Source organism: Vulcanisaeta moutnovskia 768-28, from assembly GCF_000190315.1.
GTDB lineage: Archaea > Thermoproteota > Thermoprotei > Thermoproteales > Thermocladiaceae > Vulcanisaeta > Vulcanisaeta moutnovskia.
In genome coordinates this window covers 1,623,950-1,649,422 of the sequence record NC_015151.1, presented here as the reverse complement: position 1 = coordinate 1,649,422, position 25,473 = coordinate 1,623,950, and the positions used below count along the sequence as shown (strand labels likewise).

Below are 25,473 nucleotides of genomic sequence, written 5' to 3'. Positions count from 1 at the left end.
ATATAGGCATGAAATAATTATAAGTTTTATCTATTGCGATGAATTACTACCCTTTAATGATGACTTAATGTACTCATCGCACTTACTACGATATAGGCAGTAATTGCATGATTGTGGTAGCTCACCAGCCAATCTCCGCCTAACTAATGGGCAGTGCTTTACGTAATAGTCAGGGTAGCACCTCTTACATATTATTAGGGAATTCCCTATATAGGCTACTTCCCAAAACGTTACGTGCCTTCCACATATACTACATGTGAAACTCACTTTCGCCCACCTCTACTGAACCATTGTCGGCTATTAAGTTATTAAATTAAGTACTACCTATATTAATTTCCCCAATGATGAATTACATGTTTTGTTATGACTAATGTATTTGTTGATTGCCTGAGGATTGATGGGTCAATACGGTGCCCAGGCGATGGAGGATTTAGCGAGGTCATCGTATTTGGCAAGCATGTTAAGCTTAGGAAGGACCACCCAGCCATTGAACTCATGGGTAGGCTTGATGAACTCGAGGCATTGGCCGAGTGGGGTCTTCAGGAAATTGGCAATGATGAGTTTAGGGTTATCGCTGCAATGACAGCTGCATTAAATACGTACCTAGCCACTGGAAATGATGAGTGGCTTAAACCAGTTAGGGAGATAATTAATAAGGCCTGTGAGTTGGACAGTAGGGAGTTGGGTTGGTTCATACCTAGCGACAAAACAGCGGCGTTACTGAATCTCCTTAGGGTTAAGGCTAGGGAGGCAGAGAGGACCGCCGTTAAGCTTCTCGATGATGATTACCTACCTGATAATAAGGTTAGTGAACTCATTGGTATGCTTAATCAATTAAATAAGTATATAGCGCATTTAATATTCTTAAGTAATGTCCATGTATTTAGGAATGTGAATGATAAGATAAGGACGTTATTAAATACGTAATTTCCCTAGGTAGTAACCTTTATATTAATTATCTTAAATTGGAGAGTTAATGAGGTATACCGTCATACTTGCAACAATGCTATTCATAGTAACCATTGCAATATTAATTTACTATGCGGTCTTCATGGATAAGGGCCAATTCCTAATTGGCAATACAAATAAGGCCTTGGACGTCCTAATGCTCTCTCTCGTTGTTATTTCAGGAATTATCACGGGCATAGTGTATTTATTTAACTCTAGAGTAGAGAAGAGTGGTGACAATGTTCAAACCCTACAGTATTGAGGAGGGGAAGTTCCTGGTCAAGCTGGCTCGGATGGCCGTTGAGGAATACCTACGTAGTGGTAAGGTTATCCAGGCACCATCAGATACGCCATCAAGACTATTTAAGGATAAGTATGGGGTTTTCACAACAATAGAGATATTCATGGGTAGGGATAGGAGGGGTGAACTTAGGGGTTGTATTGGCTTTCCACAGGCTGTTTATAATACTGTTAATGGGGTAATTAGGAGCGCCATAGCCGCTGCCGTCGAGGATCCAAGGTTTGAACCCATGAGGATTGAGGAGTTGAGTAGAGTAACTTTCGAAGTCTCCATATTAAGTCCACTTGAGTTACTTGAACCTGGTAATCCGAGGAATTACCCTGAGAAGATCATAGTTGGTAGGCATGGTATTGTTATTCAGAAAGGCTACTACTCAGGATTGCTTCTTCCTCAGGTACCTGTTGAGTATTGCTGGGATTCATTAACATTCCTAAATGAGGGCTGTACGAAGGCATTCCTACCCCCTGATTGTTGGTTGGATGAGGATACGTCAGTGCTAATCTACGAGGCTCAAATATTTAAGGAAGTTGAACCTAATGGTGAAGTTGCCGAGAGGGACTTAATGGAGGAGTTGAAAGTATGCAAAAATACTAATCATTAATAAATAATGAAAGAGACATGGAATTAGGCCTTCATGGCTAGGTATTTATTAGTATCCCAGCTAAGCAATACCCAATTATTTATATTAAATTTATTATGCATTACCTACGTGGTTCTAAGGGTAAGGGCTGACTTACACACGCACAGTATATATAGTGATGGTAGGGGGGATCCAAGGGACGTAATAAAAAGTGCTTTAGATAGGGGTATAGGCTTATTGTCAATAACGGATCACGACACATTCAAAGGCTCGCTTAAGGCGTTGGAGTTCATAAGGAGTAATGGATTACTTCATAGGAATGATTTCGTCTTTATAGTGGGTAATGAGGTTAGGACTGTTGATGGCGACATACTAGTACTGTGTAGGGAGTATCCTGGCACTGATGATACACCGAAATTAATACCTGAACTACTTGATTGGGTTTCTGAGAATAATTGCGTAGCAATACCTGCGCATCCTTACGATATACTGAGGCATGGCATTGGGAATAAAGTGCGTATGTTTAAATGGCATGCAATAGAGGTGTTTAATGCTGGTGCATTACCAATATTTAACTGGAGAGCTGCTAAGGCCGCACATGATTTGGGATTACCAGGTCTTGCTAATAGTGATGCTCATGTGCCTGAACTCGTTGGTGTTACGTATACCGTATTTGAACTCGATGATCTAACCGTGGAATCCGCATTTAAGGCATTAGTAAATAACCGTGTTAAACCTATCACGCATTATCCAGGTCCTGAATTAATCCTTAGGAGACTTTCCTGGTCAATTAAGCGTAGATTATGAAACTAACCCTGCGGTTTAAGTGTTTCGTCAATGAACCTCCTAAATAATAACCTGACCAAGCCACTACTAACGGGATCCAGGTATTCATCTGTTGTTAGGACCAGGGAATAATCATTATGCTTGACTAAGTATACGTACTTATTATTACTATAGATGGCTATAAAATCCGTGTTATAATTAATGATTGATTTTATTAACTCCTCATCATCCATACTTAACTCACCCGTATACTCAAGCATATCATTGCCCTTCATAAGGCCTGCGAAGGATGCCTTAAACAATTCCTTAAATTCTGACAGGCTTGATGGGACATAACCCATCTGAACAAAGGGTGGGCTTTGCATTATGCATTGTCTCTCTAATTGATTAATATAATCCCTGAGTTCATTAATCCTCGATATTATTAAATCAGCAGTATCAGCGGAGGTTTGTTTAAGTACCTGGATCAGCTCATTCTCGATACCCCTAATGAGCCTCTCTATCCTCTCCGTATCAGGGGGCCTCTCTGGACTCTGCAGTGGCTTAACCTCAACGGGCCTACTCTCAACGAGTAATGCCCTGGTGCCCTGCCCAGCAGGTACTTCCTGAGGAGACGGTGGGTATTGGGAACTAGGCCTTAAACGCGGTGGGGTTCTTTGCTCCGGCTTGGGTTGTGGAATTACTTGCTCAGGGATTTCGCCCTGACCCTTCTCCCTACGCTTACCTCCAAAATACCCCAGTCTATATAGCACAGCTAGAACTATTGCTATTGCGACTATTATTATTACCACATACATCGCAACTCCTAACTGCAGAACCAACATTGCAGGTAGAGACTAAGGAAAAATTAATAAAATTAATGCCTAATTAGAAATTGACCAAGATCGAGATACCTAGTAATATCTAATAAGTTCCCGATACTTATTACCCGAGGATCCTCATGAGAACCTAGGAAAAATATAACCCTAACACCCGCGTTTAACGCCATCTCAGCATCATACTTAGAATCACCAACCACGGCAACCTCACTCACCTTAAGCCCTAGGAAACGAAGTATCTTCATTAATGGCTCAGGGTCTGGCTTACCCTTATTAACGTCGTCCCCAGCCACAATACCATCAATGTAATTATAAAGGCCTGTTACCTCGAGCGCCTTAATAGCGACTCTCCTGGAACTTGAGGTAACAATACCAATGGTGAAACCCCTCTCCTTAAGCATTTTTAGTAATTCGGGCGCGCCATTAATGGCCTTGGCGTCCCCTAACAATGATAGGTATATCTCATTCTTAATTTGAAGGGCCTTCTCGGCGTTCTCATCGCCACATAACTTCCTTGCTATGTCTAGAGCTCTTAATCCTATTAATGTATTTACATGATCCATGGTTGGAATAGAAAGTCCAAGGTGCTTACATGTTTCTATCCAAGACAACACATGCAGTGGTATAGTATCTACAAGGGTACCGTCTAGGTCAAATATCACGGCCCTTATTCCCTTAACATCAGTCAGCAAGGTATCGTCATTATTATCCGTAGACCTGTAATTCATCACAAATAACCAATAATACTAAGAATTAAAAGCTTGTCTCACGATTAAAGTATGAGTACCTTATACAATGACGCTAGTATCAGTGACATAAGGCCTGTTATGTAAATTCCATCAAAAACCCCTGCTCCTCCAATCGATACGTAACCCCTCATAGTCCTTATAACCTTCTTAATATTCAGTAAATCGGCGCCGATTAACGTTGATAATGAACCCAAACTATATGAGAAGGCTAGAGGATTTGCATGGAACAGTACTGTGGATATTAGGGTAAGTATTAATGTTAAGAGGACAGGTAATGCCGTGGGTAGTGCAATTCCAATGCCAGGAATCAACCTGGCGCTCTGCCATATTACTATTGATGATATGACCAATGATATTATAAAGGCCATTAAGATTGCCATATTACCAACCAGGTATGTGCTTATCAAGTATATTGATGTCACTACTGGTATTATTGCACCACCAATATTTACCTCGAGGAATAACTTATCAATCCTCTGTATAACTAGTGGCATTGGGAATATTTTCATGAGGTCTATGAATGGGTTAAATGGGACGTAGTAAGTGATTTCAGCAATCACTACGTTTATGTAACTCGTTAATAATGAACCCAACGTTAATGTTAACGCCAATAATGGCTGTATGCCTATACTAACCAGGACTAGGAATAGGAACAGTAACAGGGGTGATATTACCAGGAAACCTATGAATATAAATATACTCACAGGTAATGAAAACCTAATACCAAGCCTTGGTTTTACATCGTATTTAGACGCCATTACCCAATGATGAACATAACTAAAGCTTAATAAACGTAACTAACCCACAGGCTTCACAAGCAGTGTGTCACCATCAATACCAACAATAATAACCCTCGACCCCCTCCTAACACTCTCAAGTGCCTTAGCCCTCCAATACTCACCCCTAACCTTCACATAACCGATCTCATCCTTATTAATATCATCAACTGCAACCCCAACATCATTTACAGGCAAGTAAAGCCTCTCCGAAAGCGGTCTAGTCCTTATTATGCCTATTACCTTAGCGGCTATGAAACCGCCAAAACCACCCACAAAGGCCACTAATGAGTATAGGACTATCCTCGCCTCAACTTGATTTGTGGCTATTAACCATGATTGAGGCGTGTATGTTGGTTGAAGAAGTACAATGCCTAATACGGTAAGTACTATACCCGTTATGAATAACGCTGCATGTGTTGTGAAGCCTGCATGTACGTCTATGGCTATTGCGGCTAAGCCAATGATTAATAACGCTAAACCAAGCCAATTAATGGATAAGCCCGTGAGTAGGGGTATCAGCATTAAAAGAATACCAACACCAGCCAGGTAATAATGCCTTATGGCAAACCCAACGATTGCGAGAAGCAGACCTAACCCGCTCAGTAGGTCCTGTATTGTGGAATTGATAAGCACCTCATAAACCTGGTAACCAATGCCAGGTTGGTAATATGTAATGGTGGGATTAATCACGTAGTACGTGACCCCATTTATCGTGCTACCATTTATCTCATTAAGTAGTGAGTCTACGTCTGTGGCTATGAAGTTTATGACCTTGTACTTAAGTGCATCTTCAGGCCCAAGGTTTGTGTTGTAGAATACGCAATCATGAGCAAAGGTCGCGTTCCTACCCCTAAACTCAGCAACTTCCACGAAGTACTGACTAATTGCATTGAGTATCTTACTCTCGTTTATGAACTCCTCCTGCCCAGTTATTGGGTTTATCTCAACGGGTTGGCAGGAACCAATTACCGTGCTGGGCGCCATGGCGGCTATCGTGGTTGAAAGCAGGACTAATGTACCTGCTGACCATGAATATGACCCAGTGGGATACACGAAGCCTATCACGGGAATACTAGCACTCTCAATACTTGATACAATATTTAGTGCAGCATCTAATTCGCCACCGGGCGTTTCGAGAATTATCAATAATGCTGAGTTCGGCGTTGATTCTGCAAGTTGCATTGCATTTTGTAATTCATCATACGTTACATCCGTAATTTCACCATTCAGATTAAATACATAGACCTCATGAATTACGTACGTGTTGGAACTGGCAATCAATGTATGCATTAATACTAGTAATAAGGTGGTAATGATTATCAAAGAAATAGATAACTTACGCTTTAACTGCATAATCACCCCTGCTGCGTAACGCCTGAGCCCTCCTGCTTCTTTAGTGTTGCGGCGGCAAGCGCCGATAGTGCGGTGACCTCTAACGAACTTGGCACCACTAGGATCAGGTTATGCTCCTTAGCAACCTCTAGCAATGTGTCAAGCTGTCTAAGGGAAAGTGATATTGCGTTCTTAGCATAGGTATCTGCAGCCTTTAGGTACATTTGTGATGCTTCATAATCTGCCTGGGCAAGAATAACCTTAGCCCTCCTCATTCTCTCAGCCTCCGCCTGAGCGGCCATAGCCCTGATCAGCGTGTCGGGTAGCTTTATGTCCTTAATAGCGACTGCCGTGACCTTAACACCCCAGGGACTCACATGCTCATCGATTATCGAAGCTATCCTCTTGGCAACCTCCTCCCTCTGTGTAAGTAGTGTGTCAAGATCCACCATACCAATGACATCCCTCAAAACAGCAGCTCCTAAAGTAACCGTGGCGCTCCTATAATCAGTTACTGATAGAACAGCCTTAGACGCGTCAATAACCCTCATATAGACTGCGGCATCTATCGTAACCTCAACATTATCCTTAGTTAAAGCCCTCTGGCTTGATAAATCAATTGAGATTACCCTGAGATCCATCGTTATTGGTCTGTCGATTACGGGTATTATGAACACAATTCCAGGTCCATAAATACCCTTGAACTTACCAAGCCTAAGCTTAACAATCCTCTGGTACTCAGGGACTATCCTAATTGAGTACGCGAGTATTGCTATAATTATTATGAGCAGTATTATTGCCAGAACCGCGACCGCTATTAGCGTACCTACCTGAAGTAATAAATGCATGTACATTAAGTAACATTACAAATGAGGTTATTAATAAACCTATTTATTGACCCCAAAAAACAGCAATTCCTCTTAAGATATTAATTTATTAATCTTAAGATAAAGCATTTCGCATATACTTATCCCTCAAGTAATCACCTAGTGCAATAAGTATGAAACCCATAATGATAAGCATCACTCCAAGGCCAAATAGGTAAAGGGGGGTTACGTATTGCCCTATGAATACATTAACTACGTAATTATTACCCACGTAGGCGCAGTGGGATCTACCGAAGATCTCAATATTACCGGAGACCATGGGCGTTATAGCTACACCACCCTCGCCAATCGGTATATAATAACCATAGGTTATACTTGATCCATTTGCATAATTTACGTTAATCTCAATTGAAATCAAAAATGACCGTTCCATTGACCTCATCACCTCCTCTATTCTATCACTAACCAATGACCCATTAATGATACCACTTAGAACCCTTATGCATGTTGATGCATTAACGTGATTGTACGAGATTATTGATTCCTGATGAGAATAATAGATTGGTATTGATGATAGTAATATCAATACAACTCCTAGAAGCATCATTGCTTGGTATCTATTAATCATTTGAAACTCATCAATTCTTAAGCAAATGACACATAAATCCCTTATCCTAATTAGATTCGTACCGCAGTATCTATTTAAATACGTAAAACGATTGGTTTATAAATACATCCTCACCACAAGTCATAATGGCGGATTACCACCGGTATAAGTGGGAAGATATCGAAAGAGGCGTCTTGAAATTGGTCCAGGATATCCTTAAAAGTGATTTCCAACCTGATGCAATAATAGGAATATCTAAGGGCGGTGTTATAATTGCTTCGTTAATATCAGACATGCTTGGAATACCCACTGATTTAATGCAACTATCTCATTGGAACTTTAGTAGGGTTAAGAATAATGTTATTATTAAGTATAGACCAAGTATTGATGTGAGAAATCTCAGGGTATTGTTAATTGATGATGTTAGTGATACAGGTCTAACACTTAATGAGGCTAGGGAGGAGTTGATGAAAGTTGGTGCGAGGGAAGTTAAGACCGCCGTTCTTGATTATAAGGTACTATCGAGTAAGTACGTGCCAGATTACTACGCCTATAAATGGATAACGTGGGTCTACATTATATACCCATGGGAAAACTTCGAGACATTTAAGAGCATTGGTATTAACGAAGCCAAGATAGTGTTTGCTGATTATGAATTAGTGAAAATGCAGGAATTAATGAGAACCTAACCCCTATTCATCCTCAGTATTAATGGATGATGAGTATAATTCCATAAGCTTAGGAGCCTCCACCTTCGACACGAGCTTCCTATTCTTAATCTCAGCGGCTATTTGGTCAAGCCTATCATAGAGCGCCCTAACCCTCCTCTCCACGTAATTCATGAAGTAATTAACAGCAACCCTAACAGGCCAGTACTGCGGACCCCTCAGGTAGAAGTGGTTCACAATGTCCTTAGCCCAATAAATACTATGTTCAAACATCTTCTTCATCAACTCAATGTGTTCAGGCATTAGGTTGTACTTGATTATCCAGCCGTCCTTCTCAGCCCTAATGTGATTCATGGGTACATAGAACATGGGCACAACTAAGCTCCTATAGGGCCTTATTCTATCAAGTAGTTCTATCGTCTCCATAACATCGTCCTCAGTCTCACCAGGTAATCCCACAATCACTGTTAGGGCAGGTATGAGCTTAATATCATGCATAACGCCCAGGGCCTCCTCAACCACGTCCCACCAATCCTCAATCTTAAACGGCGCAGCCTTGCCAGGCATTATTGCCTTGGCCAACCTCCTTGAACCCGTCTCAAGACCTACCTGGGCGCCCCACCAGTCCTGGTGCTCGTCCTCTATTATCTCTGCGATCTTCGTGGCTAGCCTATTGTATTTCTTTTCTGCCGTTAGCACTGATGCCAGTGTCGTGTGGCTCCAGGCTATTGTTAGGTAATATCTCTTTACTAATTGATGTAACTTAATTAATTTATCAGGATTAAGGTCAACACCTGTTGAGCCATAAAGTGGTACGTCATCGGAATGTATGAGTCCGTGTACTATACCGTACTTCACATGTAATTTCAATTCCTCCTCAATCTTCTCAAGGGGGTACCACCTAAGTGGCCTTATTGTGACTGGACAGAAAGCGCAGCCCCTTGGACACCCCCTACCTATCTCGACAAACCCATTAACAGCTGGGTACTTTATTATTGGTATTTCATTAATACTTGGCACGTCATTCACGCCAACGTATACGTAACGAGGCACAGGCTCATTATTTAGAACCCTCTTAACAAAGTCAACAACTAATTTTTCACCCTCGCCATCAAATATAGTGTCAATTCCATAAAAATCCATGAGCTCTGGTAGATATAACCACTGCCATGCAGATGGGCCGCCAACAACAACCTTAAGACCATTCCTGCTCTTGGCATCCATTATGTATGGCCTTATCCTCGCCATAAATCTCCTAAATGAATATGCATTAAGCGATTCTTTACCAACAATGGCTGACCAGGTCGATGATGGTGGATTAAGCCCGAAATAATCATGATGACTAAGCATGAGCATTTTAGTATTTAGTATGTATTTATGTACGTGGTCTGGATCTATTATCGCTGCGTTAATGCCAGAATCAAGTAATGCGGCCTCTATCTTCCTCATGCCGTAGGGTGCTTGATATGGCCTACCGTACTTATCAACCTTCATCTTAGGCATTGCAATGTACTCATGAATCCACTCACCAAGTTTTCTAAAGGGTCCTACGGTTATGAAAAGCGGTCCTGTTGTTACAAATCCCAAGAACTCCTTACCATGATAATTACTCATCATTGAGCGATCTGTGGTCAAGATAACATCGTACTTTGGTAATACCATTAGTGATAGCAGGGAAATACTTCCTTTAAAAACTTTTACCACTGTTTAAGATTCTCACTTGTATTTCTGCCCTGCTAATTAAGGAATATTAACCTCAACAAAAACATACATAGAGTGGAAATAATACAGTTAATAGAAGTTACGACCAATGAATTAAATAAAGTCAAAGAACTCGTTGAATGGGCATTTAAGGAACTTGAGATTCCAAGTAATGATGCCATTGTTTACATAACGGACAACCATAATAGGATAAGGGAGGCTCTTGGACTTGAAAGTGCTACTCATGAAGAGTGGCCCGTAAAGTATATGAACACTGATGAACTAACCATAATATCCATAATACCGGGTAAATTACTTCAATTAAAGGATTATGAGGCAAGGATTATGGTGTTACGTGAAGTAGCCCTTGTAAAGATCATGAGAGATCCAACGCTAATTAGCCTGTGGAGTATACCACAGAGTATGAAAGATGATGTGGTGTATAGGATCTCTTTGGCAATGCTTAGGAGAACAGTTGACGTAGTAATAGCTAAATATGAAACACTGATTCAATACTTAATTAATACATTTAATATGAACGACCTAAGGAACGCATTAATAACGTGCAAACCAACAATTGATTGCGCAATAACTGCATTGGCCCTCGACATACCACTTAGTATCGAGCTAGCGGGAAACATGAGCTTGGGAAGATCTCTATGGAATGATGCTATAAAGGGTATAGATAATGACTTTATTAGGAAGTATGATGACTTTAGAGATTTCGTTAGGAATAACTTCAACATCGAGAGTGCGTATAACTACCTATTAATGATGTTTAGGAAATCATAGCTTAGGTAAGTAATTCTTTAGAAAGTCGACAACACCCTTACCACTTGGCTTCTCAAGAATTATCTTAGCCCTCCTCTTAAGTCCGTCAGTAGCGTTAGACACTGCAACTCCATAACCAACTACATTCATCGCATCAATGTCCGTATCGCTATCACCAACGTAAACAACCTCATTACAGGATACACCAATTACACCACATAGGTACTTAATAGCTGTAGCCTTACTTGAATTAATAGGCTGCAGATGCAGTGCATAACCACTATGGGAAACCCTCACCTTACCATCTAAGTTCATTTTCCTCAATTCAGCCTTAACAACCTCCACTAACTCATTAGGATCCCTAGGCGCCCATAGTGTTATGTCGAACTTCCTATAATTAAATTGATATGTAGGTCTCAAGCCTGGTATTACCTTCATAAGCCTTAACGCAATGTCCCTTAAATTTAGGTCTTCACATAGTTCATGAACTTCACCTCTATAATCCACTAAGCACCCATTCTCCGCAATAAGTGGTGATCCTCTAGGCAATCCTATGTAGCGTGATAGTGCTTGCGTCACTATTAAGGCGTTACCAGTCACGAGACCAACGACATACTTGTTCACAACATCCTGCACTGCTGCAATGGCATCTGGATCAAAAGCCTCCGTATTCCTATCCTTCGTTAAGGTGCCATCAATATCGAGTAACACAAGCCTAATCATCAAGCCTCCTAATTACCAACCCTTAATTTACCTTTGCATAACAATAACCTCCCTAGGCCTAACGGCTTCATCCCACCTGAGGTTCATTAATGCGTTTTCATCATGGTAATAAGTCCAGTTCTTAACCCATTCACCAGTCACTAGGTAAACCACGAATGTTGTAGCCATTAATTCATGCTCATTTAAGGCCCTTATCAGGATTGCCGTTAATAATGTCATGGTTATAGATGATGAAGCAACAATATAAGATAAGAAGTTATACAGTGTAGAGTAAAGAGGTATTGCTAAAATTGCGAGGATTATAAATGGTAAGATTATTAGAATAATTGGTTCGAATCTCTTCGGCGCCAATTTAAATAGCAATGATGGAGGCCTTTGATAAAGTATGTGGTGAAATATCTCATGCACTAAAACCCTACCAAGTAGGGGCCTTGGCTTTTTCATAAGTTCTGTGGAAACATACACTATGGATACTGGCTTACGAGGTACGTATACGGCGTATGCCCCGAAGAATTCCGTCATAATATCAGATACCATAACCTTTATTGGATCATATCCACAATTAGTTAATGATTTATTTATTTCATTAACAAATAATTGAAAATTAAGATCCCCATTTTCAAATTCGTAGAGAATAAACCTCAATTTATTAATGATATCCTTATATCGAATGATCCAATCGGGCCTTCCCTTCATTATTTCACCATATTTTAACTATAGATACCTATATTTAAACCATAGTAAAATATATCCAACCTGCACCCTACCTTACCTTTTTAAAGACGAGCATATAATGATAAGGAGAAACCTCGGCATAACCCTCCCTAACAAAGCCCTCCCTACTGAAGTACTGCTCAACCTCATCAGGACTTAACTTAAATGGTGGCCCAAAAACCACGTCCTTCTTAAACTCAATAATTAATAACCTACCGCCAGGCTTCAAGATCCTACTCACTTCCCTAACGGCTGCCTCCTTATCCTCAATGTCATGAAACACATTGGACATAAATGCTAAATCAATACTATTGCTTGGTATTGACGCCCTTGTAATGTCCTCATTAAGTATGACCACATTTCCATAGTTACTAAAGTTCCTACGAACCTCATTAATAGCCGCTTCATCAACATCAACACAGTAAAGCCTTGATGCATAGTCCTTAAAGAAGTTACAGTAATAACCACTCCCGCAACCTAGGTCGGCAATCGCCATACCATTACTTACATAGGGCTTTAGGAAGTCGTATGTTTCAAAACCCTCTATATGTCTATGATGGCCGTGATGCCCGTAATGACCATGATGCTCACCATGCGTTGGCCCCTGCGCCTCAGTTAGTTTACCCTCAATAAAGGCCTTGATTGCATCCTCGACACGTCCCTCAAATATATATATCCTAATGCCCTTCTCAGCAGCCCACCTATAGCCTGGAGGTCCTATTTCGGAGAGTATTACCGTGTTAATTCCACGATCAAGCAAACTCCTCAACATGAACACACCCCTTATCTGCTGTGCATACCTTGCTGGGTTCTCATATCGCTCAATTAATTTGTAGTTGCCATGATCCTCAACCTCAACTATCCAAACTTCATCGCCTTCACCAGGTCCAGATACGAAACCATTACTCACGGATATTGCTATTTTCATAACCGATATCGAACTCGATTACTAATTTAAAAAGGTTACGCGCAATGCCACGAAATAGGTAACAAGTAGGTTTGATTTAAAAACCCCTTGACAATACATTATCGAGAAGTATGTTCTCTCCACAGGTATATGGATATGATAGGGCCATAACAATATTTAGTCCAGAGGGTGAGTTATACCAAGTTAGGTATGCTGGTGAGGCTGTTAAGAGGGGTTGGGCTACCATTGGTATTAAGTGCGTTGATGGTGTTGTGCTTGCTGCAGAGAAGAGAAAGGTAAGTTCCCTAATCGACCTGGGTAGTATTGAGAAGGTTTATATGGTTGATGATCACGTGGGCATAGCAGCATCGGGCTTATTGTCGGACGCCAGGGTACTTATTGAGTATGCTAGGCAGGAGGCCCAGACACATAGGTTGCTCTATGATGAGCCCATAGATGTTGAGTTATTGACCAAGAGGATTAGTGATCTTAAGCAGATGCATACGCAATACGGTGGTGTAAGGCCCTTTGGTGCTGCATTGATTGTTGGTGGTGTTGATAAGCATGGACCAAGGCTATTCCAGACAGACCCAGGCGGTATATACTTCGGCTTCTACGCGGTTGCCATGGGCGCCGAATCATCGAGAATAACGGAATTCCTCGAGAAGGAGTATAAGTATGACATGGGTGTTAATGATTGTGTAAAACTCGCAATCAGGGCATTAAGCCTAGTCCTTGAGGCACCCGAGCCTGATAGGCTAGAGATAGGAGTTATCGATGTTAAGACCAAGTTATTTAGGAAGTTAACAATAGATGAAGTAAGTAAGTATCTACAGGAGATTAAGGGATCTTCTCAGTCACAATCCTCATAACAAGCCCTTACAATGCAAGTACCATTAAATTAACCATGAGAATTATGGTGAATGCGGAATTCCCAAGGGTTAGATTCAATTGCATAATGTGTGGTGAGTGCTGTAGGCGTTATTGGATACCTGTGACGCATAGGGATGCGGCTAGGATTACGAAGTATGTAGGCATGAGACCTAGGGATTTCCTGGCATTATTTCCTAAGGACATGGCTGCTGATTGGGATGAACCAGTAATAAGGCTTAGGGATGGTGAGTACTACCTCGTGCTTAAGAAGAGGCTTGATGGCACGTGCATATTCAATAAGTGGATCGATGATAAACTAATTTGCTCAATACACCCCGTTAAGCCTAACGTGTGTAGGTACTACCCATTCATCTATTGGCTTGATGGTAATATTGTAAAGTTCGAGGTTTACGATAAAGCACTTGGGTATTGCCCTGGCATTGGTAAGGGAGGCTATGCTAATTTCAGGGTTGAAATATCATCAATAGACGATGCAGTAAAGGCTAAGAAAGAGTTCAAGGAGGTTATTAATAAGTGGAATGAAATGGTTAGTAAGGGCTTGGTTAGTGGCACCCTCGAGGAATTTATGAATTATATAGAGCAGGTCGTTGATGAGCATTCCCGTAAAAATTCATAAATATTCCCTTCATTAATTAGCACTCGAAGGTAATATGCCAATTAAGGAGGGGGATTACGTATTAATCGTTGGTGATAGTGTTAGATCAGTGGTTAGGATTGTTAAGGGTTCTAGGATCAGTACGATAAGGGGTATCATAAATACTGATGATGTGATAGGCCGTGAATATGGTACAGTGATAAAGACAAACCTGGGTTATAACATGGCCTTATTAAGGCCGTTGATCACGGATATCCTCCTAGAAAAGGCCAATAGGATCACTCAAGTAATATACCCCAAGGATGCTGCTCAAATAATAATTAATACCGGCATAGGCCCTGGCAGCAGGGTTGCAGAGGCAGGTGTTGGTAGTGGATTCATGACCGCAATGCTTGCCTATTATGTGAAACCTAACGGTAAGATTTACGGATATGACAAGAGGGAAGATTCAATAAGTGTTGCGAGGAAGAACCTTGAAATGCTTGGCCTTATTGACTGGGTTGAGTTACGCTTAAGGGATGTAACTAATGATGGATTCCTCGAGAGGGATTTAGATGCCGTGGTTCTAGACATGGGTGATCCGTGGAATGCAATACCCAAGGCAACAGAGGCCCTAAGATCAGATGGAGTTCTAGTCGTGTACGTACCCACAGTGAATCAAGTGCTTAAGGTTCTCAATGCAATGAACAAAATTAACTATGTCGATATTAGAATGTTTGATGTCATGGTTAGGGAATGGAAGACCGAACCCACTGAGGTTAGGCCACAGACGTGGATAAACGCCCACACCGGTTACTTAATAATTGGTAGAAGGACAATCATGCCGGTAACTCAACCGGCCAAGTAATTTCTTCATTATTATGTAAACAATTTCGTAGTACCAAGGTAGCGCAAGTACAAGCTCAACATTGGCAATCCCCAATAACCAACCTGCAATCACGTCCAACGGCCAGTGAACACCGACGTAAATCCTACCATAGGAGACAAGCAGTGCCTCCGCGGTTAGGGGTAACGATATGTACCAAGGCAATGTCATTATCGCCGAGTACGCCCCAGTGCTAACGATCAATGCGTGGCCTGATGGGTATGAGGAGTCTGGCTGCTCATGAATCAATGGCACTATATGCAGTACTAGAAATGGCCTTGGCTCGTATAGTACGTGCTTCATTAATTCACCGAGTATTAGGCTTATCACGAAGGCCGAAACCATGAGAACACTGACCCTCCTGTACCTACCGCCGGAGTACCAGAGTATCAGGGCCACAGGTATCCAGAAGAACGCCCTACCATAATCATCAATGCTAATCACCGTTAGTAACGGCGTTAATTGAGGTAACTTATTATTAAAAATTGCGAAGAATAAGTAGGTATTTAGTGAGGTGCCCTCTCCACTTGTAACTACATAGATCGTTAATAGGATATAGAGCAGGTATAGCGTTAGTGCGATGTAGAGGTGTTTACGCTCAACCCTAAAATTCATTAAACACGCCGTAAACGCCAAATCTTATTAGTATTACTCTCAGCATAATTACCCAGGGCATAAGGTTTAATTTCACTTAATCCTCCATAAACCGTCGATAATGCCCGTCAGGATAGCTGTTGTTGATAAGGACCTATGCCAACCAAGGAAGTGCAGCCAAGAGTGCATTAGGTTCTGCCCAATAGTTAGGGGTGGTAAGAGGGCAATATACATGGATGAGCAGTTGGGTCATCCTGTCATAACAGACCTATGTACAGCCTGCGGTATATGCATTAGGAAATGCCCCTTTGAGGCAATAACCATTGTTAACCTACCAAGTGAATTAGGCGAGGACTGCGTTCATCAGTATGGCCCCAGTGGCTTCAAGCTCTTTAGACTACCCATGCCCAAGTTGGGGAGGGTGCTTGGAATAATTGGCCAGAATGCCATGGGTAAGACAACAATAGCCAAGATACTTGCTGGCGAATTAATGCCGAATCTATGCACTAATGCGCAGACTTCCGTGGATGATGTCATAAGGTTTTTCAGGGGCACGGAGTTACAACCCTACTTATCAAAGCTCTATAAGGGTGAGATTAAGGTTGTTCATAAGCCTCAATATATCGAGTTAATACCCATGTATGTTAAAGGTACGGTTAAGGACGTGTTAATGAAGATAAGCAGTGATGAGGGTAATGTCATGAAGATTGCAGAAAAACTAAATCTGATGTACCTGCTTGATAGAGATGTTAGTAAGTTAAGTGGTGGTGAACTTCAGAGACTCGCTATTGCTGCGGCATTACTTAGGAATTCGGATACGTACATATTCGATGAACCAACAACGCACCTAGACATTGTTGAAAGACTAAGAGTTGCTGAGGCAATTAAGGACACTGCTAGTGGTAATAAGTACGTGATCGTTATAGACCACGATTTAGCCGTGCTTGATTACCTAGCCGATCAAGTTGTTATTCTTTACGGTAAGCCTGGCGCATATGGCGTAGTGTCCCACATGAGGGGCGCCAGGGAGGGTATTAACGAATACCTTAATGGTTACTTAACAAGTGAGAATATGCTAATTAGGAGAGAACCCATTAAGTTTAGGGTTAAACCAGCACCAAGGCCTATTCAAAGAGAGCACATATTACTTGAGTGGACTGACTTAACGAAGAAGCTTAGTGATTTTGAGCTTGAGGTTAAGGCTGGAGTCATACATAGGGGTGAGGTCATTGGCGTGCTAGGTCCCAACGGGATTGGCAAGACCACATTTGCTAGACTCCTTGTTAATGAGATAGAGCCTGATTCCGGCGTTGTAATTCCTCATGGTGAGGTCAGGATTAGTTATAAGCCTCAGTACGTTAGGGATTTAGCCGTTAAGTATGGTGATAAGACAGTTAGGGAGTACTTAGCCATGATAGCAGGTAATGACTTTAACTCAAGGATTATCTGGCCTGACCTGGCTAATGGATTATCATTAACTCCATTAATGGATAGGGAGTTATCAAGCCTAAGTGGTGGTGAGCTTCAAAGAGTCGTTGTAGCCGGGTCATTACTTAAGGATGCGGAGGTTTACCTGCTTGATGAGCCAATGGCTTACCTGGATATTGAGCAAAGAGTTAGGGTTGCGTCAGTAATTAGGAGGATAATTGAGGAGAGAGATGTGGTTGCTCTGGTGATTGAGCATGACATAACAATGATTGATTATTTAAGTACCTCGGTCATGATATTCCTCGGAGAACCAGGTAAGCATGGTATTGCAGAACCACCAACAGACCTAAGAACTGGTATGAATGAGTTTCTGAGGAGTCAGGATGTGACGTTTAGGAGAGAACCACAGGTAGGTAGGCCGAGAATAAACAAGAGGTACTCATACCTAGACCGCCTACAGAGGGAACTCGATGAGTATTATTACTATATGAGCACTGAGGAAAGTGAAGAGACAGGTAATCAATGACCTAGTTAGAGCTTAATAATAAGGATGTATAGTGACTTTGCTGTGGTTTCTATTGGTGTTGTTGGTTTGGGTCCTATGGGTCGTGCAATTGCCTACTACTTAGTTAGGCATACGGGTCATGTTGTTAATGGTTATGATGCAAGTGATGATGCAATCAATGAAGCTAGGAGGATTGGACTTAATAATGCTGTTAAGGCTGATGTTAGGGGCGATGAAACCCTTAAACGTATTGCCAGTGAGAATGACGTAATTATTAGTGCAGTCCCACAATCAATCGCTGATCAAGTAGTCCTTAGGATCCATGAGTTAGGTAAACCAGTGATTGACCTAATATTCATGTGGAAGTACGATGAGGAAATAGCTCGTAGGTTAAGCAATGGATCGATCATCATACCGGCCATGGGCTGGGCACCTGGGCTAACGAACCTACTGGCTATGGCTGCGGCTAATGAACTTGAGGTTATTGAGGAAGTCGGCATACATGTTGGTGGTAACCCAGTCAGTCCAAAACCACCGCTTTACTACGAATTACTCTTCTCACTTGAGAGTACTATTGATGAGTATGTTAGGCCCGCAACAATTATTAGGGATGGTAAGGTGGTTAATGTCGAACCCCTTACCGAAATATTCCCATTCCAGACATGGCTCGTTAACGGTGATTTTGCCGAGTTCTATACTGATGGTCTAAGCACGTTATTAGTCACATTACCTAGGCACTTCAGGACTTTGAAAAACGCTTATGAGAGAACTATTAGGTGGAGGAGGCATTTGGAGGTTATGAGCGTTCTTAAGGATCTTGGACTTTTGAATGATATTGAGACTGCTAAGTACGTACTCTCCAAGTCATTGAAGACTGGCACTAATGACTTCTCAATAACGGTTGTTGAGGCTAGGGGTAAGATTAGTGGTGAAACTGCAATTGTTAGGTTCGAGGGTGTTGATTATGCCCAGGGTGACTTCACATCAATGGCTAGGCTAACTGGCTTCACAGCAGCCATCGTGGCAGATTTAGCAGCTAGGGACGAAATAAAGGGTGAGGGACTAACACCGATCGAGGAGACATACATGAGGAATAAGGCCATACTAAACCAGGTAATAAATGAGCTTAAGAAGGAAGGAATAAAAATATACAAAACAAAGACAATAATAGGATAGCAAGGTTAATAAGGGCTGCTATTTTCCCTTAATTGAAAATGGTTAATTGGGCTAAATTAACGATACCACCATTAATGACAGGCATAGGCTATGCAATGATTGAGACAATGATACTACCAGAGCTCGTATACGCATTTCACCACGACCCATCAAACTCCTGGTACCTAGCCCTTGTTCATTACCACCCATGGTTGGGCATGTGGCTTTATAGGATTGGTGTGGCCATTGTACTTGCAATACCCTGGATAGCCTTTGGTGATTTCTGGCAGTGGTTATTCGCTGCGGATGTGGCTGTGTGGAGCGAGGATGCGATGTTCTGGCTCTTTAGTGGTCATATACCGCATTCATGGGGCTATATTAAGAACCTGCACATCTTTACGTATCCAACAATACCAATACATGGTGGATTACCACTTTATTACATACCAGCTGCAATAGTACTGTACATAAGTATAGTAAAGATAATGGAGGCAGAGAGGTTACGGAAAACCTAACCTAATGTCGTAATAATTCATCTCTCCTATTATTAATGGTCTCGGCAGGTTCAATATTCACTATCTCAATCTCATCAAGAGGCTTAACGCCGTAGGCCTCCCTAACCTCCCTAGGAATAGTAAACTGCCTAGAAGTGGCACGCCTATTCCTCAACAACTTAACTCTACTAATATTGATAATCCTACCCTCATGCCTAATAACCACATTAGCAAATAGGCTTTTCTCAATACCAAGGAGTTTCACGAGATTTGATGGTATCAGGACTTGGTTATTTATATAAACACGGGTCCTGTAGGGAAGCCCATTAACCTTTATCCCCCTATTCATGTCAAAAAATTGCCTTAACAAATCTAGATATAAAACATTCTATCTAGTTAACATAGTTCAAAAACGAAACAAGATCAAAAGAACAATAAAGATCAAGATAAATAATAGTGACAAGACAAAAATGCACAAAAGAAACAAAACAACCAAAGAACAAGGAAATTTAACATTAAACCAACTAAAACCAAGGATCCTAAACAAAGCTTAATCTAAAATAACCATAAATTAAATGCCCTATCCTTATTGGGACTAAGTCCTTGACTGGTCAAACAAATACTAAGGGTCCCAAAAACTTAAAATTCCTATAAATCTACTCTCCGTCGGGCCCGTAGTCTAGCGGTTAGGATGCCCGCCTCACGAGGAAATCCCTGAGAACGCGGGAGATCCCGGGTTCAAATCCCGGCGGGCCCACCAATTACGTTCTTCCCTTTTCATGCACTTGAGAATTTAATATTCTACGTCTCTAACCTCTTGTATGAGTTCTATCCTGTCGTATAACGTTAATGACCCTTAGCCATTAAAAGTGTTATCTTTATTTACTTTAGTTCGTTTATTTAATTGATGACGAATATATACATGGGTCATAACAGTTGTTATGCTATTAATGAGGGTATGTACGTTGCGTCAGGGCCTATGGACTTAGGCAGGATTGCTGCGCATCTACTTCTTCATTTGAGAGACCTCAGGAGGGGGTGGACTTATGACCATGACTGCAATAGGATCACTATGGATAGGGATTTATTTGAGGCTAGGAGTAGGTATTTAGTGAAGATCTGTAGGGATCAAGGTTTAGATGATTGTGATGATGCTGAGATCTTGATTAATGAGGTTATCAGCACATTAAGATTACCCAAGTGGACTGAGGACCTGGCTAGTAAGTACATTGTTAGGGTTAGGTCAATTATTGATTATTCACATTAGTAATTCATCCAGGTCTATAATGGACTTATTCATTAATATACCATCAATTATAGCTAATGCCCTAATGCCATCAGTAATGTCTATGATTGGCCTCTCAATACCCCTTAAAACATTTATTACATGCATTAATTCCTGCCTTAATTGATCAGTACTCTCTATCATGTGCTTTGTTCCATTACGAATAAGTACCTTATTTAATAAGTCAGCCTCATAATACCTATTCCTTAATGTTACATGCATTTTCCTTATCCTAAATTCGTAATCCCAGGATACATGAAGGACATGTATAGAACCACCGATGCTAAGCATGAGCCATGCCGTACTAATGGGATCACCCCTAAGTACATTACCCAGGACCTTAACCTTATCCTCATTGACCATATTAAGCGCAAGATCTATATCGTGAATTCCAAGGTCAAGAAGCACATTGCCATATGATTGGGGATTACCTCTTAACTTACCAATCCTTATGGTCTCTACGTACATTGGCTTCTCATTACCAATATCATTAATTAAGGCCTTATATACGGGGTTAAACCTCTCAATATAACCCACAAAAACCCTTCTTCCGAGAGTCTTCGACTTACGGTATAAGTCCAATGCCTCACCTAGTTTCTCGGTGATTGGCTTCTCTACCAATAGGTCCATGTGATCCATGAGTTCGTTAGTAACTGTGTAATGAAGCCTTGTTGGTAATGCGATTATACCCAGGTCCGGCTTGCGTGGTATGGCTTCATGAAAATCGGTGAATACTAGATCGGCACCTTGATTCTTGGCAATGTCCAGCCTTTGCTTATCAATGTCTACGGCGTATATCTCCGTCACTAGATTCTCCTTCTTCAATTGCGTAAGCACCTTAATGTGGTTCAAGCCCATTGAACCAATACCAACAACAAGAACCTTCACATGATTTTAACTAGGTGCGCCCTAATTAAAATTAATCATCATCTAGGTACTATTTTCTTAACGAACTCGCTCTTCGAAGCTATTAGCAGTGTTGATACTGACTTAGGTACATAAACCGTATTAACATTAACTATCCTGGCAACCTTATTCTTAATGAGGTCATTATTAACATCATCAGCAAAGGCAAGCTCATCCATGTCTCTAAAAACCACGGGCTTATCTAATGACTCGAGATCAGCCCTCGTCACTGTTAATGACGAGACACCACTTATCATAACTACATCCCCAGCCCTAATCATGTTGTCAATGGCCTTAGATATGTTCTCTAGAGTCGCTATATACCTCCTGAGTGCCTCATTCACTATTTCACCCACTGTCGTACCTGTCTCCTTGGCTAACCTGCTTACCCTGCCATAAATGTCAGTACTTAATCCCCTAATAGTCACAGTCTTCCTCTCACTACTCTCCTCACTATTGCTAGAACTGCTAGACATGTTAATCAAGTATTTCAAATATTACTTAGTATTTAAATCTTTCTTTGAGTTAAAGTAATAAATTGAGAGTTGGTGGTATTGCCGAACAATGCAGTGCAGTGACATTGATATAATTGATAGGGGTGAGATTAAGGAGTACACGTGTGGAAATACTTCATTGGCAAGGCTACTAAGTCTTGGCAATGAGGAGAAGGTACTTAGTATAGACATGATTGCTCCATGGAGTTTACCAATCGATCAATCAATTAAGGTTGGTGATGTGCGGTTGATTTATCGAAAGGAGATCATTAATGGTCTTGAGTGGGAATTCGTAGGCTATGATGATGGATCACGCAGGGAATTAATATCTGTAAGAATATTATTAAGGGGGAACATTGAGGATTCAGTTATTAAAGAATTAATAATTAATGCCTTGAATATTTACATGAGGGAATCATGAGGCGATTCATATTAATACTAACGTATGTAAGCAATGATGAGGTTCAGGGATTAGTAAATAGGCATTTAACCGGTTTAGGACTTTCGGTACTACCCAACGTAGTTATTTCCTGGCTGCCTAAACAGGAGGTGGAGAGGAAGTTGTTGAGTGTTAAGGAGAAATTGATCGACATAATAGAGAGAGGCTTTGAGGGTGAATTCGCATATGCAATAATTGAGCTTACTGATGAACAATTTAAGGTGATTAGACCGTTAATAGTGAGGAAACTGGAGAACGATAGCCAAAGACTAATTTCATGGGGTGAAGCCCTACTTAGGAGAATTAGGTCACAAAGAGGCGAGAAGATTAGGAGGGAATTCTCAAGATTTGATAGGGAGTATAGGCAATTGGTTTCGATACATGAGGTCTTTGATGTTAGTAATGAATTACTAAATAAGGTGATGGAACTAGCTAGGGAATTGAGAATTGAGTATGATAGGAGGAATAAATGATTGATTTAAAGAAATTAATTTTGATTTTTAATTGATTTTAACGAAAGAACTCACATGGTCACAACTTCATAATCCTTACCGCTCTTCCTATTAGCGAAGGCAAAGGCTATAGCTGCAGCACCACCTAATCCCAGCGTGCCTATTAAGGCCTCTATGGTGGTTATTGGGAACCCATCAATTATGGCTAATATATCCGACTTTATTGTTATTACGTCATTTCCATTTATCGTCACCAACTCACTGTATTTCAGATTACCATACTGGGCAGTCACTAGGTATGTTCCACCTAAGATGTTTGCAAATCCAGTCGTTCCTGTACTACCCGTTGTACCATTGTAGATCGGGCCAGTACCAACTCTATATAGTGATATCTTTGCATGGGATATCGCCTGGTTCCTCGCACCAACAAATAGCACCGTCACGTTATACAGACCTATTGTTATACCAATTGGTTGATTAATTAATGAATTCACATTAACGTAGTAAATGGGCACATTATCATAATACACAACTGCCGTGAATGGAGAAGGCTCCTTAATGTTTATGTACGCATTACCACTTGCATCACTAACACTACTTGCTATGAGTGAACCATTCACACTAGCCTCAACCTTAACATTGCTTATTGGGGCATTTAGCGTGTTTGTGAAGTGCATTGTTATTGGTGTCCAATTAACATAGACTGTGTATGTACCAGTCTCACTAACACCAAGAGTTGAAATGGCTATGTATGCCTGGGAACCATCAGGGCTTATTGAGACCAGTCTCTCCGCAGAGCCCCATGGTATTTCTGAATCCACTAAACCAGTATACACAGTACCGCTTGGTGTGACTATCTTGTACACATGCGCTATTTCGGGTAACTGAACAACAAGTGCTGTCCATAAACCACTGGACACATCGGCATCCGTGACAGTGGCTTCTAAATTACCATTAACCCATTGTCCAACTGGCTTGTATATTATTGGCATGAAAGTCACGACGAGCGGCACATTCAGGTTATCAACGATCTCGAAGTACCTATCATAAACTATGTAAATCCCTATCATTGGCGCAAACCTTATGAACGGCGGCAGTAGGTAGCTAATACCACTGACTTGTATTAAGTCACTGTATAGGTAGGCTGGGGAAACCATGTTAGCGACCATCTCGAAGTGACCAGGCTGCTCACCAACAACCAATGGCTGAACAGTGTAAACAGCAACTATGTAACCCAGTAGGTTCCAACCAGGCGGAACACCAAACTCTGAACCAGTTATTTCCAGTGTCTGGCCTGGATTAACAGTGTAGTTTAGGAACTCCGTACCCTTAATTAGCATTGCACTCGGCATTACGTACTCGCTACCATAATTAATCGTTATCTGGTACTGACCAGGTGGTAGCTCATTTGCCGTTAGCTCCACGTACTTCGGCTCAACCTTTATATAATTAGCCAGTGGGCTCCAGGCAGAGACTAGTTGTGATAGTGTTGTTCCATTGGGTAACGCCACACCCGCTATTTCGAAGGGCATGTAATTCGGTATTGACAACTCAACCACCTGCTGTGTCACATACTGTATTGTGTTATCAGGAATTGATATATCTAACGTAAATGATGAAGCAGAGGTATTCAGTGCAAGGTATTTCTCATTCACGAATACGTACGTCACCGATACCGTCTCATTCAACGGTTGATTACCGGAGTTGGCTATTGATAGTGTGTTACTCGTTGTATAGGCGCTGATTATCGCACCGACTTCATTCTTACCATACATAACATTGTTACCGCTGATTAGTATGGCTGGCGATGGTGGATTAACATTAACCTTAACATAACTTAATACATAACCTGGGCCAGGAGGTAATGGCGCCTGTATCGTCATTGACTGGCCAGGCGCGAGGGTCACAGTTCTCGTTGTGTTTATGTAGTCTATGTACTCGAGTATTGCGTAGTATGGCTGGTTTATTGTTGACGGAGAGTTGGCATTTGGCGCAACCTGATACTGACTAGCTAGGGCTATTACCGAGATTGTTACTGCCATTACTACCAGGAGTATTGCCAAGTTCCTCCTCATACTGTTCACGAGATCGATTATGAACCAGGTAATATTAAATAAGCAATTAAAATAACTAGTGTAATACCTAGAAACGCGCGA

The 25,473-nt window shown here is 41.3% G+C and carries 31 protein-coding genes and 1 tRNA gene; 16 read left to right on the top strand and 16 right to left on the bottom strand.

Annotation, left to right across the window (positions count from 1 at the left end; genetic code table 11):
- Positions 1-30 precede the first annotated feature (30 nt).
- Positions 31-267 carry a hypothetical protein gene (locus VMUT_RS08600; RefSeq protein ID WP_048056980.1) on the bottom strand — a complete coding sequence of 79 codons (237 nt, stop codon included), beginning with the start codon at positions 265-267 and terminating at the stop codon, positions 31-33.
- Between the two features lie 96 nt (positions 268-363).
- Between VMUT_RS08600 and VMUT_RS08595 the strand changes: the two genes are divergently transcribed.
- The 4 genes from VMUT_RS08595 (at position 364) to VMUT_RS08580 (ending at position 2,636) form a co-directional block, all read left to right on the top strand.
- Entirely contained in the window at positions 364-927 is a 564-nt protein-coding gene (locus VMUT_RS08595) for an ATP:cob(I)alamin adenosyltransferase (protein WP_013605027.1), read from the top strand.
- 49 nt (positions 928-976) lie between these two features.
- Positions 977-1,210, top strand: a complete 234-nt coding sequence (locus VMUT_RS08590) for a hypothetical protein (RefSeq protein ID WP_013605026.1) — start codon at positions 977-979, stop codon at positions 1,208-1,210.
- Positions 1,188-1,850 (top strand): TIGR00296 family protein, encoded by a 663-nt coding sequence (locus VMUT_RS08585; protein WP_048056979.1) that lies wholly within the window; start codon positions 1,188-1,190, stop codon positions 1,848-1,850. The genes VMUT_RS08590 and VMUT_RS08585 overlap by 23 nt, the downstream gene beginning before the upstream one ends.
- A gap of 108 nt (positions 1,851-1,958) precedes the next feature.
- Positions 1,959-2,636: a PHP domain-containing protein gene (locus tag VMUT_RS08580; protein ID WP_048057261.1), complete on the top strand. Its 678-nt coding sequence runs from the start codon at positions 1,959-1,961 to the stop codon at positions 2,634-2,636.
- Between the two features lie 2 nt (positions 2,637-2,638).
- Here VMUT_RS08580 and VMUT_RS08575 read toward each other — a convergent pair whose 3' ends face one another.
- The 6 genes from VMUT_RS08575 to VMUT_RS08550 all read right to left on the bottom strand — a co-directional run bounded on the left by VMUT_RS08575 (position 2,639) and on the right by VMUT_RS08550 (position 7,727).
- Positions 2,639-3,439, bottom strand: a complete 801-nt coding sequence (locus VMUT_RS08575) for a hypothetical protein (protein WP_013605023.1) — start codon at positions 3,437-3,439, stop codon at positions 2,639-2,641.
- Between the two features lie 32 nt (positions 3,440-3,471).
- Positions 3,472-4,161, bottom strand: coding sequence for an HAD family hydrolase (locus VMUT_RS08570; RefSeq protein ID WP_013605022.1), 690 nt, complete (start codon positions 4,159-4,161; stop codon positions 3,472-3,474).
- A gap of 44 nt (positions 4,162-4,205) precedes the next feature.
- A complete protein-coding gene (locus VMUT_RS08565) occupies positions 4,206-4,940 on the bottom strand; it encodes a DUF1614 domain-containing protein (RefSeq protein ID WP_013605021.1) in 735 nt (244 codons plus the stop codon).
- A 39-nt stretch (positions 4,941-4,979) separates the two neighbouring features.
- Complete coding sequence (locus VMUT_RS08560) at positions 4,980-6,314, bottom strand: NfeD family protein (protein WP_048057260.1); 1,335 nt, start codon at positions 6,312-6,314, stop codon at positions 4,980-4,982.
- A gap of 2 nt (positions 6,315-6,316) precedes the next feature.
- Complete coding sequence (locus tag VMUT_RS08555) at positions 6,317-7,147, bottom strand: slipin family protein (protein ID WP_013605019.1); 831 nt, start codon at positions 7,145-7,147, stop codon at positions 6,317-6,319.
- An 88-nt stretch (positions 7,148-7,235) separates the two neighbouring features.
- Positions 7,236-7,727 (bottom strand): hypothetical protein, encoded by a 492-nt coding sequence (locus VMUT_RS08550; RefSeq protein ID WP_237699632.1) that lies wholly within the window; start codon positions 7,725-7,727, stop codon positions 7,236-7,238.
- Between the two features lie 146 nt (positions 7,728-7,873).
- Here VMUT_RS08550 and VMUT_RS08545 point away from each other — a divergent pair, with 146 nt between their 5' ends.
- A complete protein-coding gene (locus VMUT_RS08545) occupies positions 7,874-8,416 on the top strand; it encodes a phosphoribosyltransferase (RefSeq protein WP_048056978.1) in 543 nt (180 codons plus the stop codon).
- A 3-nt stretch (positions 8,417-8,419) separates the two neighbouring features.
- Here the strand turns inward: VMUT_RS08545 and VMUT_RS08540 are convergent, their stop codons facing one another.
- Positions 8,420-10,057: a B12-binding domain-containing radical SAM protein gene (locus tag VMUT_RS08540; protein WP_013605016.1), complete on the bottom strand. Its 1,638-nt coding sequence runs from the start codon at positions 10,055-10,057 to the stop codon at positions 8,420-8,422.
- A 114-nt stretch (positions 10,058-10,171) separates the two neighbouring features.
- Between VMUT_RS08540 and VMUT_RS08535 the strand changes: the two genes are divergently transcribed.
- Positions 10,172-10,888 carry a hypothetical protein gene (locus VMUT_RS08535; RefSeq protein ID WP_013605015.1) on the top strand — a complete coding sequence of 239 codons (717 nt, stop codon included), beginning with the start codon at positions 10,172-10,174 and terminating at the stop codon, positions 10,886-10,888.
- Here the strand turns inward: VMUT_RS08535 and VMUT_RS08530 are convergent.
- From VMUT_RS08530 to VMUT_RS08520, 3 genes are all read right to left on the bottom strand, one after another.
- Complete coding sequence (locus VMUT_RS08530) at positions 10,883-11,590, bottom strand: phosphoglycolate phosphatase (RefSeq protein ID WP_013605014.1); 708 nt, start codon at positions 11,588-11,590, stop codon at positions 10,883-10,885. The genes VMUT_RS08535 and VMUT_RS08530 overlap by 6 nt on opposite strands.
- A 27-nt stretch (positions 11,591-11,617) precedes the next feature.
- The gene (locus VMUT_RS08525) at positions 11,618-12,286 is read right to left on the bottom strand and encodes a hypothetical protein (RefSeq protein ID WP_013605013.1); all 669 of its coding nucleotides are present in this window, start codon (positions 12,284-12,286) and stop codon (positions 11,618-11,620) included.
- Positions 12,287-12,353: 67 nt separating this feature from the next.
- Positions 12,354-13,232, bottom strand: coding sequence for a methyltransferase domain-containing protein (locus VMUT_RS08520; RefSeq protein WP_013605012.1), 879 nt, complete (start codon positions 13,230-13,232; stop codon positions 12,354-12,356).
- Positions 13,233-13,342: 110 nt separating this feature from the next.
- On the opposite strand from VMUT_RS08520, the gene psmA reads away from it, so the two are divergent.
- The 3 genes from psmA to VMUT_RS08505 are packed head-to-tail and all read left to right on the top strand — an operon-like array spanning position 13,343 to position 15,547.
- On the top strand, positions 13,343-14,083 hold the full coding sequence (gene psmA, locus VMUT_RS08515; RefSeq protein WP_013605011.1) for an archaeal proteasome endopeptidase complex subunit alpha: 741 nt from the start codon (positions 13,343-13,345) through the stop codon (positions 14,081-14,083).
- A gap of 35 nt (positions 14,084-14,118) precedes the next feature.
- The gene (locus VMUT_RS08510; RefSeq protein ID WP_148224713.1) at positions 14,119-14,721 is read left to right on the top strand and encodes a YkgJ family cysteine cluster protein; all 603 of its coding nucleotides are present in this window, start codon (positions 14,119-14,121) and stop codon (positions 14,719-14,721) included.
- 34 nt (positions 14,722-14,755) lie between these two features.
- The gene (locus VMUT_RS08505) at positions 14,756-15,547 is read left to right on the top strand and encodes a tRNA (adenine-N1)-methyltransferase (RefSeq protein ID WP_013605009.1); all 792 of its coding nucleotides are present in this window, start codon (positions 14,756-14,758) and stop codon (positions 15,545-15,547) included.
- Here VMUT_RS08505 and sepP read toward each other — a convergent pair.
- The gene (gene sepP / locus VMUT_RS08500) at positions 15,497-16,180 is read right to left on the bottom strand and encodes an undecaprenyl-diphosphatase SepP (protein WP_048056977.1); all 684 of its coding nucleotides are present in this window, start codon (positions 16,178-16,180) and stop codon (positions 15,497-15,499) included. The genes VMUT_RS08505 and sepP overlap by 51 nt on opposite strands.
- Positions 16,181-16,280: 100 nt before the next feature.
- Between sepP and VMUT_RS08495 the strand changes: the two genes are divergently transcribed.
- From VMUT_RS08495 to VMUT_RS08485, 3 genes are read left to right on the top strand one after another with little or no spacing between them, the layout of a single operon-like run.
- Entirely contained in the window at positions 16,281-18,113 is a 1,833-nt protein-coding gene (locus VMUT_RS08495; protein WP_013605008.1) for a ribosome biogenesis/translation initiation ATPase RLI, read from the top strand.
- Between the two features lie 42 nt (positions 18,114-18,155).
- Positions 18,156-19,268 carry a saccharopine dehydrogenase family protein gene (locus VMUT_RS08490; RefSeq protein WP_148224841.1) on the top strand — a complete coding sequence of 371 codons (1,113 nt, stop codon included), beginning with the start codon at positions 18,156-18,158 and terminating at the stop codon, positions 19,266-19,268.
- A 38-nt stretch (positions 19,269-19,306) separates the two neighbouring features.
- Positions 19,307-19,762 (top strand): hypothetical protein, encoded by a 456-nt coding sequence (locus tag VMUT_RS08485; RefSeq protein ID WP_013605006.1) that lies wholly within the window; start codon positions 19,307-19,309, stop codon positions 19,760-19,762.
- Position 19,763: 1 nt separating this feature from the next.
- Here VMUT_RS08485 and VMUT_RS08480 read toward each other — a convergent pair whose 3' ends face one another.
- Positions 19,764-20,090, bottom strand: coding sequence for an AbrB/MazE/SpoVT family DNA-binding domain-containing protein (locus VMUT_RS08480; RefSeq protein ID WP_013605005.1), 327 nt, complete (start codon positions 20,088-20,090; stop codon positions 19,764-19,766).
- A gap of 319 nt (positions 20,091-20,409) precedes the next feature.
- Between VMUT_RS08480 and VMUT_RS08470 the strand changes: the two genes are divergently transcribed.
- Both VMUT_RS08470 and VMUT_RS08465 read left to right on the top strand, forming a co-directional pair.
- Positions 20,410-20,501 (top strand) — tRNA-Val (locus VMUT_RS08470).
- A gap of 147 nt (positions 20,502-20,648) precedes the next feature.
- Positions 20,649-21,008 carry a hypothetical protein gene (locus VMUT_RS08465; protein WP_013605004.1) on the top strand — a complete coding sequence of 120 codons (360 nt, stop codon included), beginning with the start codon at positions 20,649-20,651 and terminating at the stop codon, positions 21,006-21,008.
- Here VMUT_RS08465 and VMUT_RS08460 read toward each other — a convergent pair.
- Complete coding sequence (locus VMUT_RS08460; protein WP_013605003.1) at positions 21,000-21,914, bottom strand: Gfo/Idh/MocA family protein; 915 nt, start codon at positions 21,912-21,914, stop codon at positions 21,000-21,002. The genes VMUT_RS08465 and VMUT_RS08460 overlap by 9 nt on opposite strands.
- Before the next feature lie 38 nt (positions 21,915-21,952).
- A complete protein-coding gene (locus tag VMUT_RS08455; RefSeq protein WP_013605002.1) occupies positions 21,953-22,408 on the bottom strand; it encodes a YlcI/YnfO family protein in 456 nt (151 codons plus the stop codon).
- Between the two features lie 88 nt (positions 22,409-22,496).
- Between VMUT_RS08455 and VMUT_RS08450 the strand changes: the two genes are divergently transcribed.
- Entirely contained in the window at positions 22,497-22,847 is a 351-nt protein-coding gene (locus VMUT_RS08450; RefSeq protein ID WP_013605001.1) for a hypothetical protein, read from the top strand.
- Positions 22,844-23,338 (top strand): hypothetical protein, encoded by a 495-nt coding sequence (locus VMUT_RS08445; protein WP_013605000.1) that lies wholly within the window; start codon positions 22,844-22,846, stop codon positions 23,336-23,338. Before VMUT_RS08450 ends, VMUT_RS08445 begins: the two co-directional genes overlap by 4 nt.
- Before the next feature lie 50 nt (positions 23,339-23,388).
- Here VMUT_RS08445 and VMUT_RS08440 read toward each other — a convergent pair whose 3' ends face one another.
- On the bottom strand, positions 23,389-25,392 hold the full coding sequence (locus VMUT_RS08440) for a hypothetical protein (protein WP_013604999.1): 2,004 nt from the start codon (positions 25,390-25,392) through the stop codon (positions 23,389-23,391).
- Positions 25,393-25,473 lie beyond the last annotated feature (81 nt).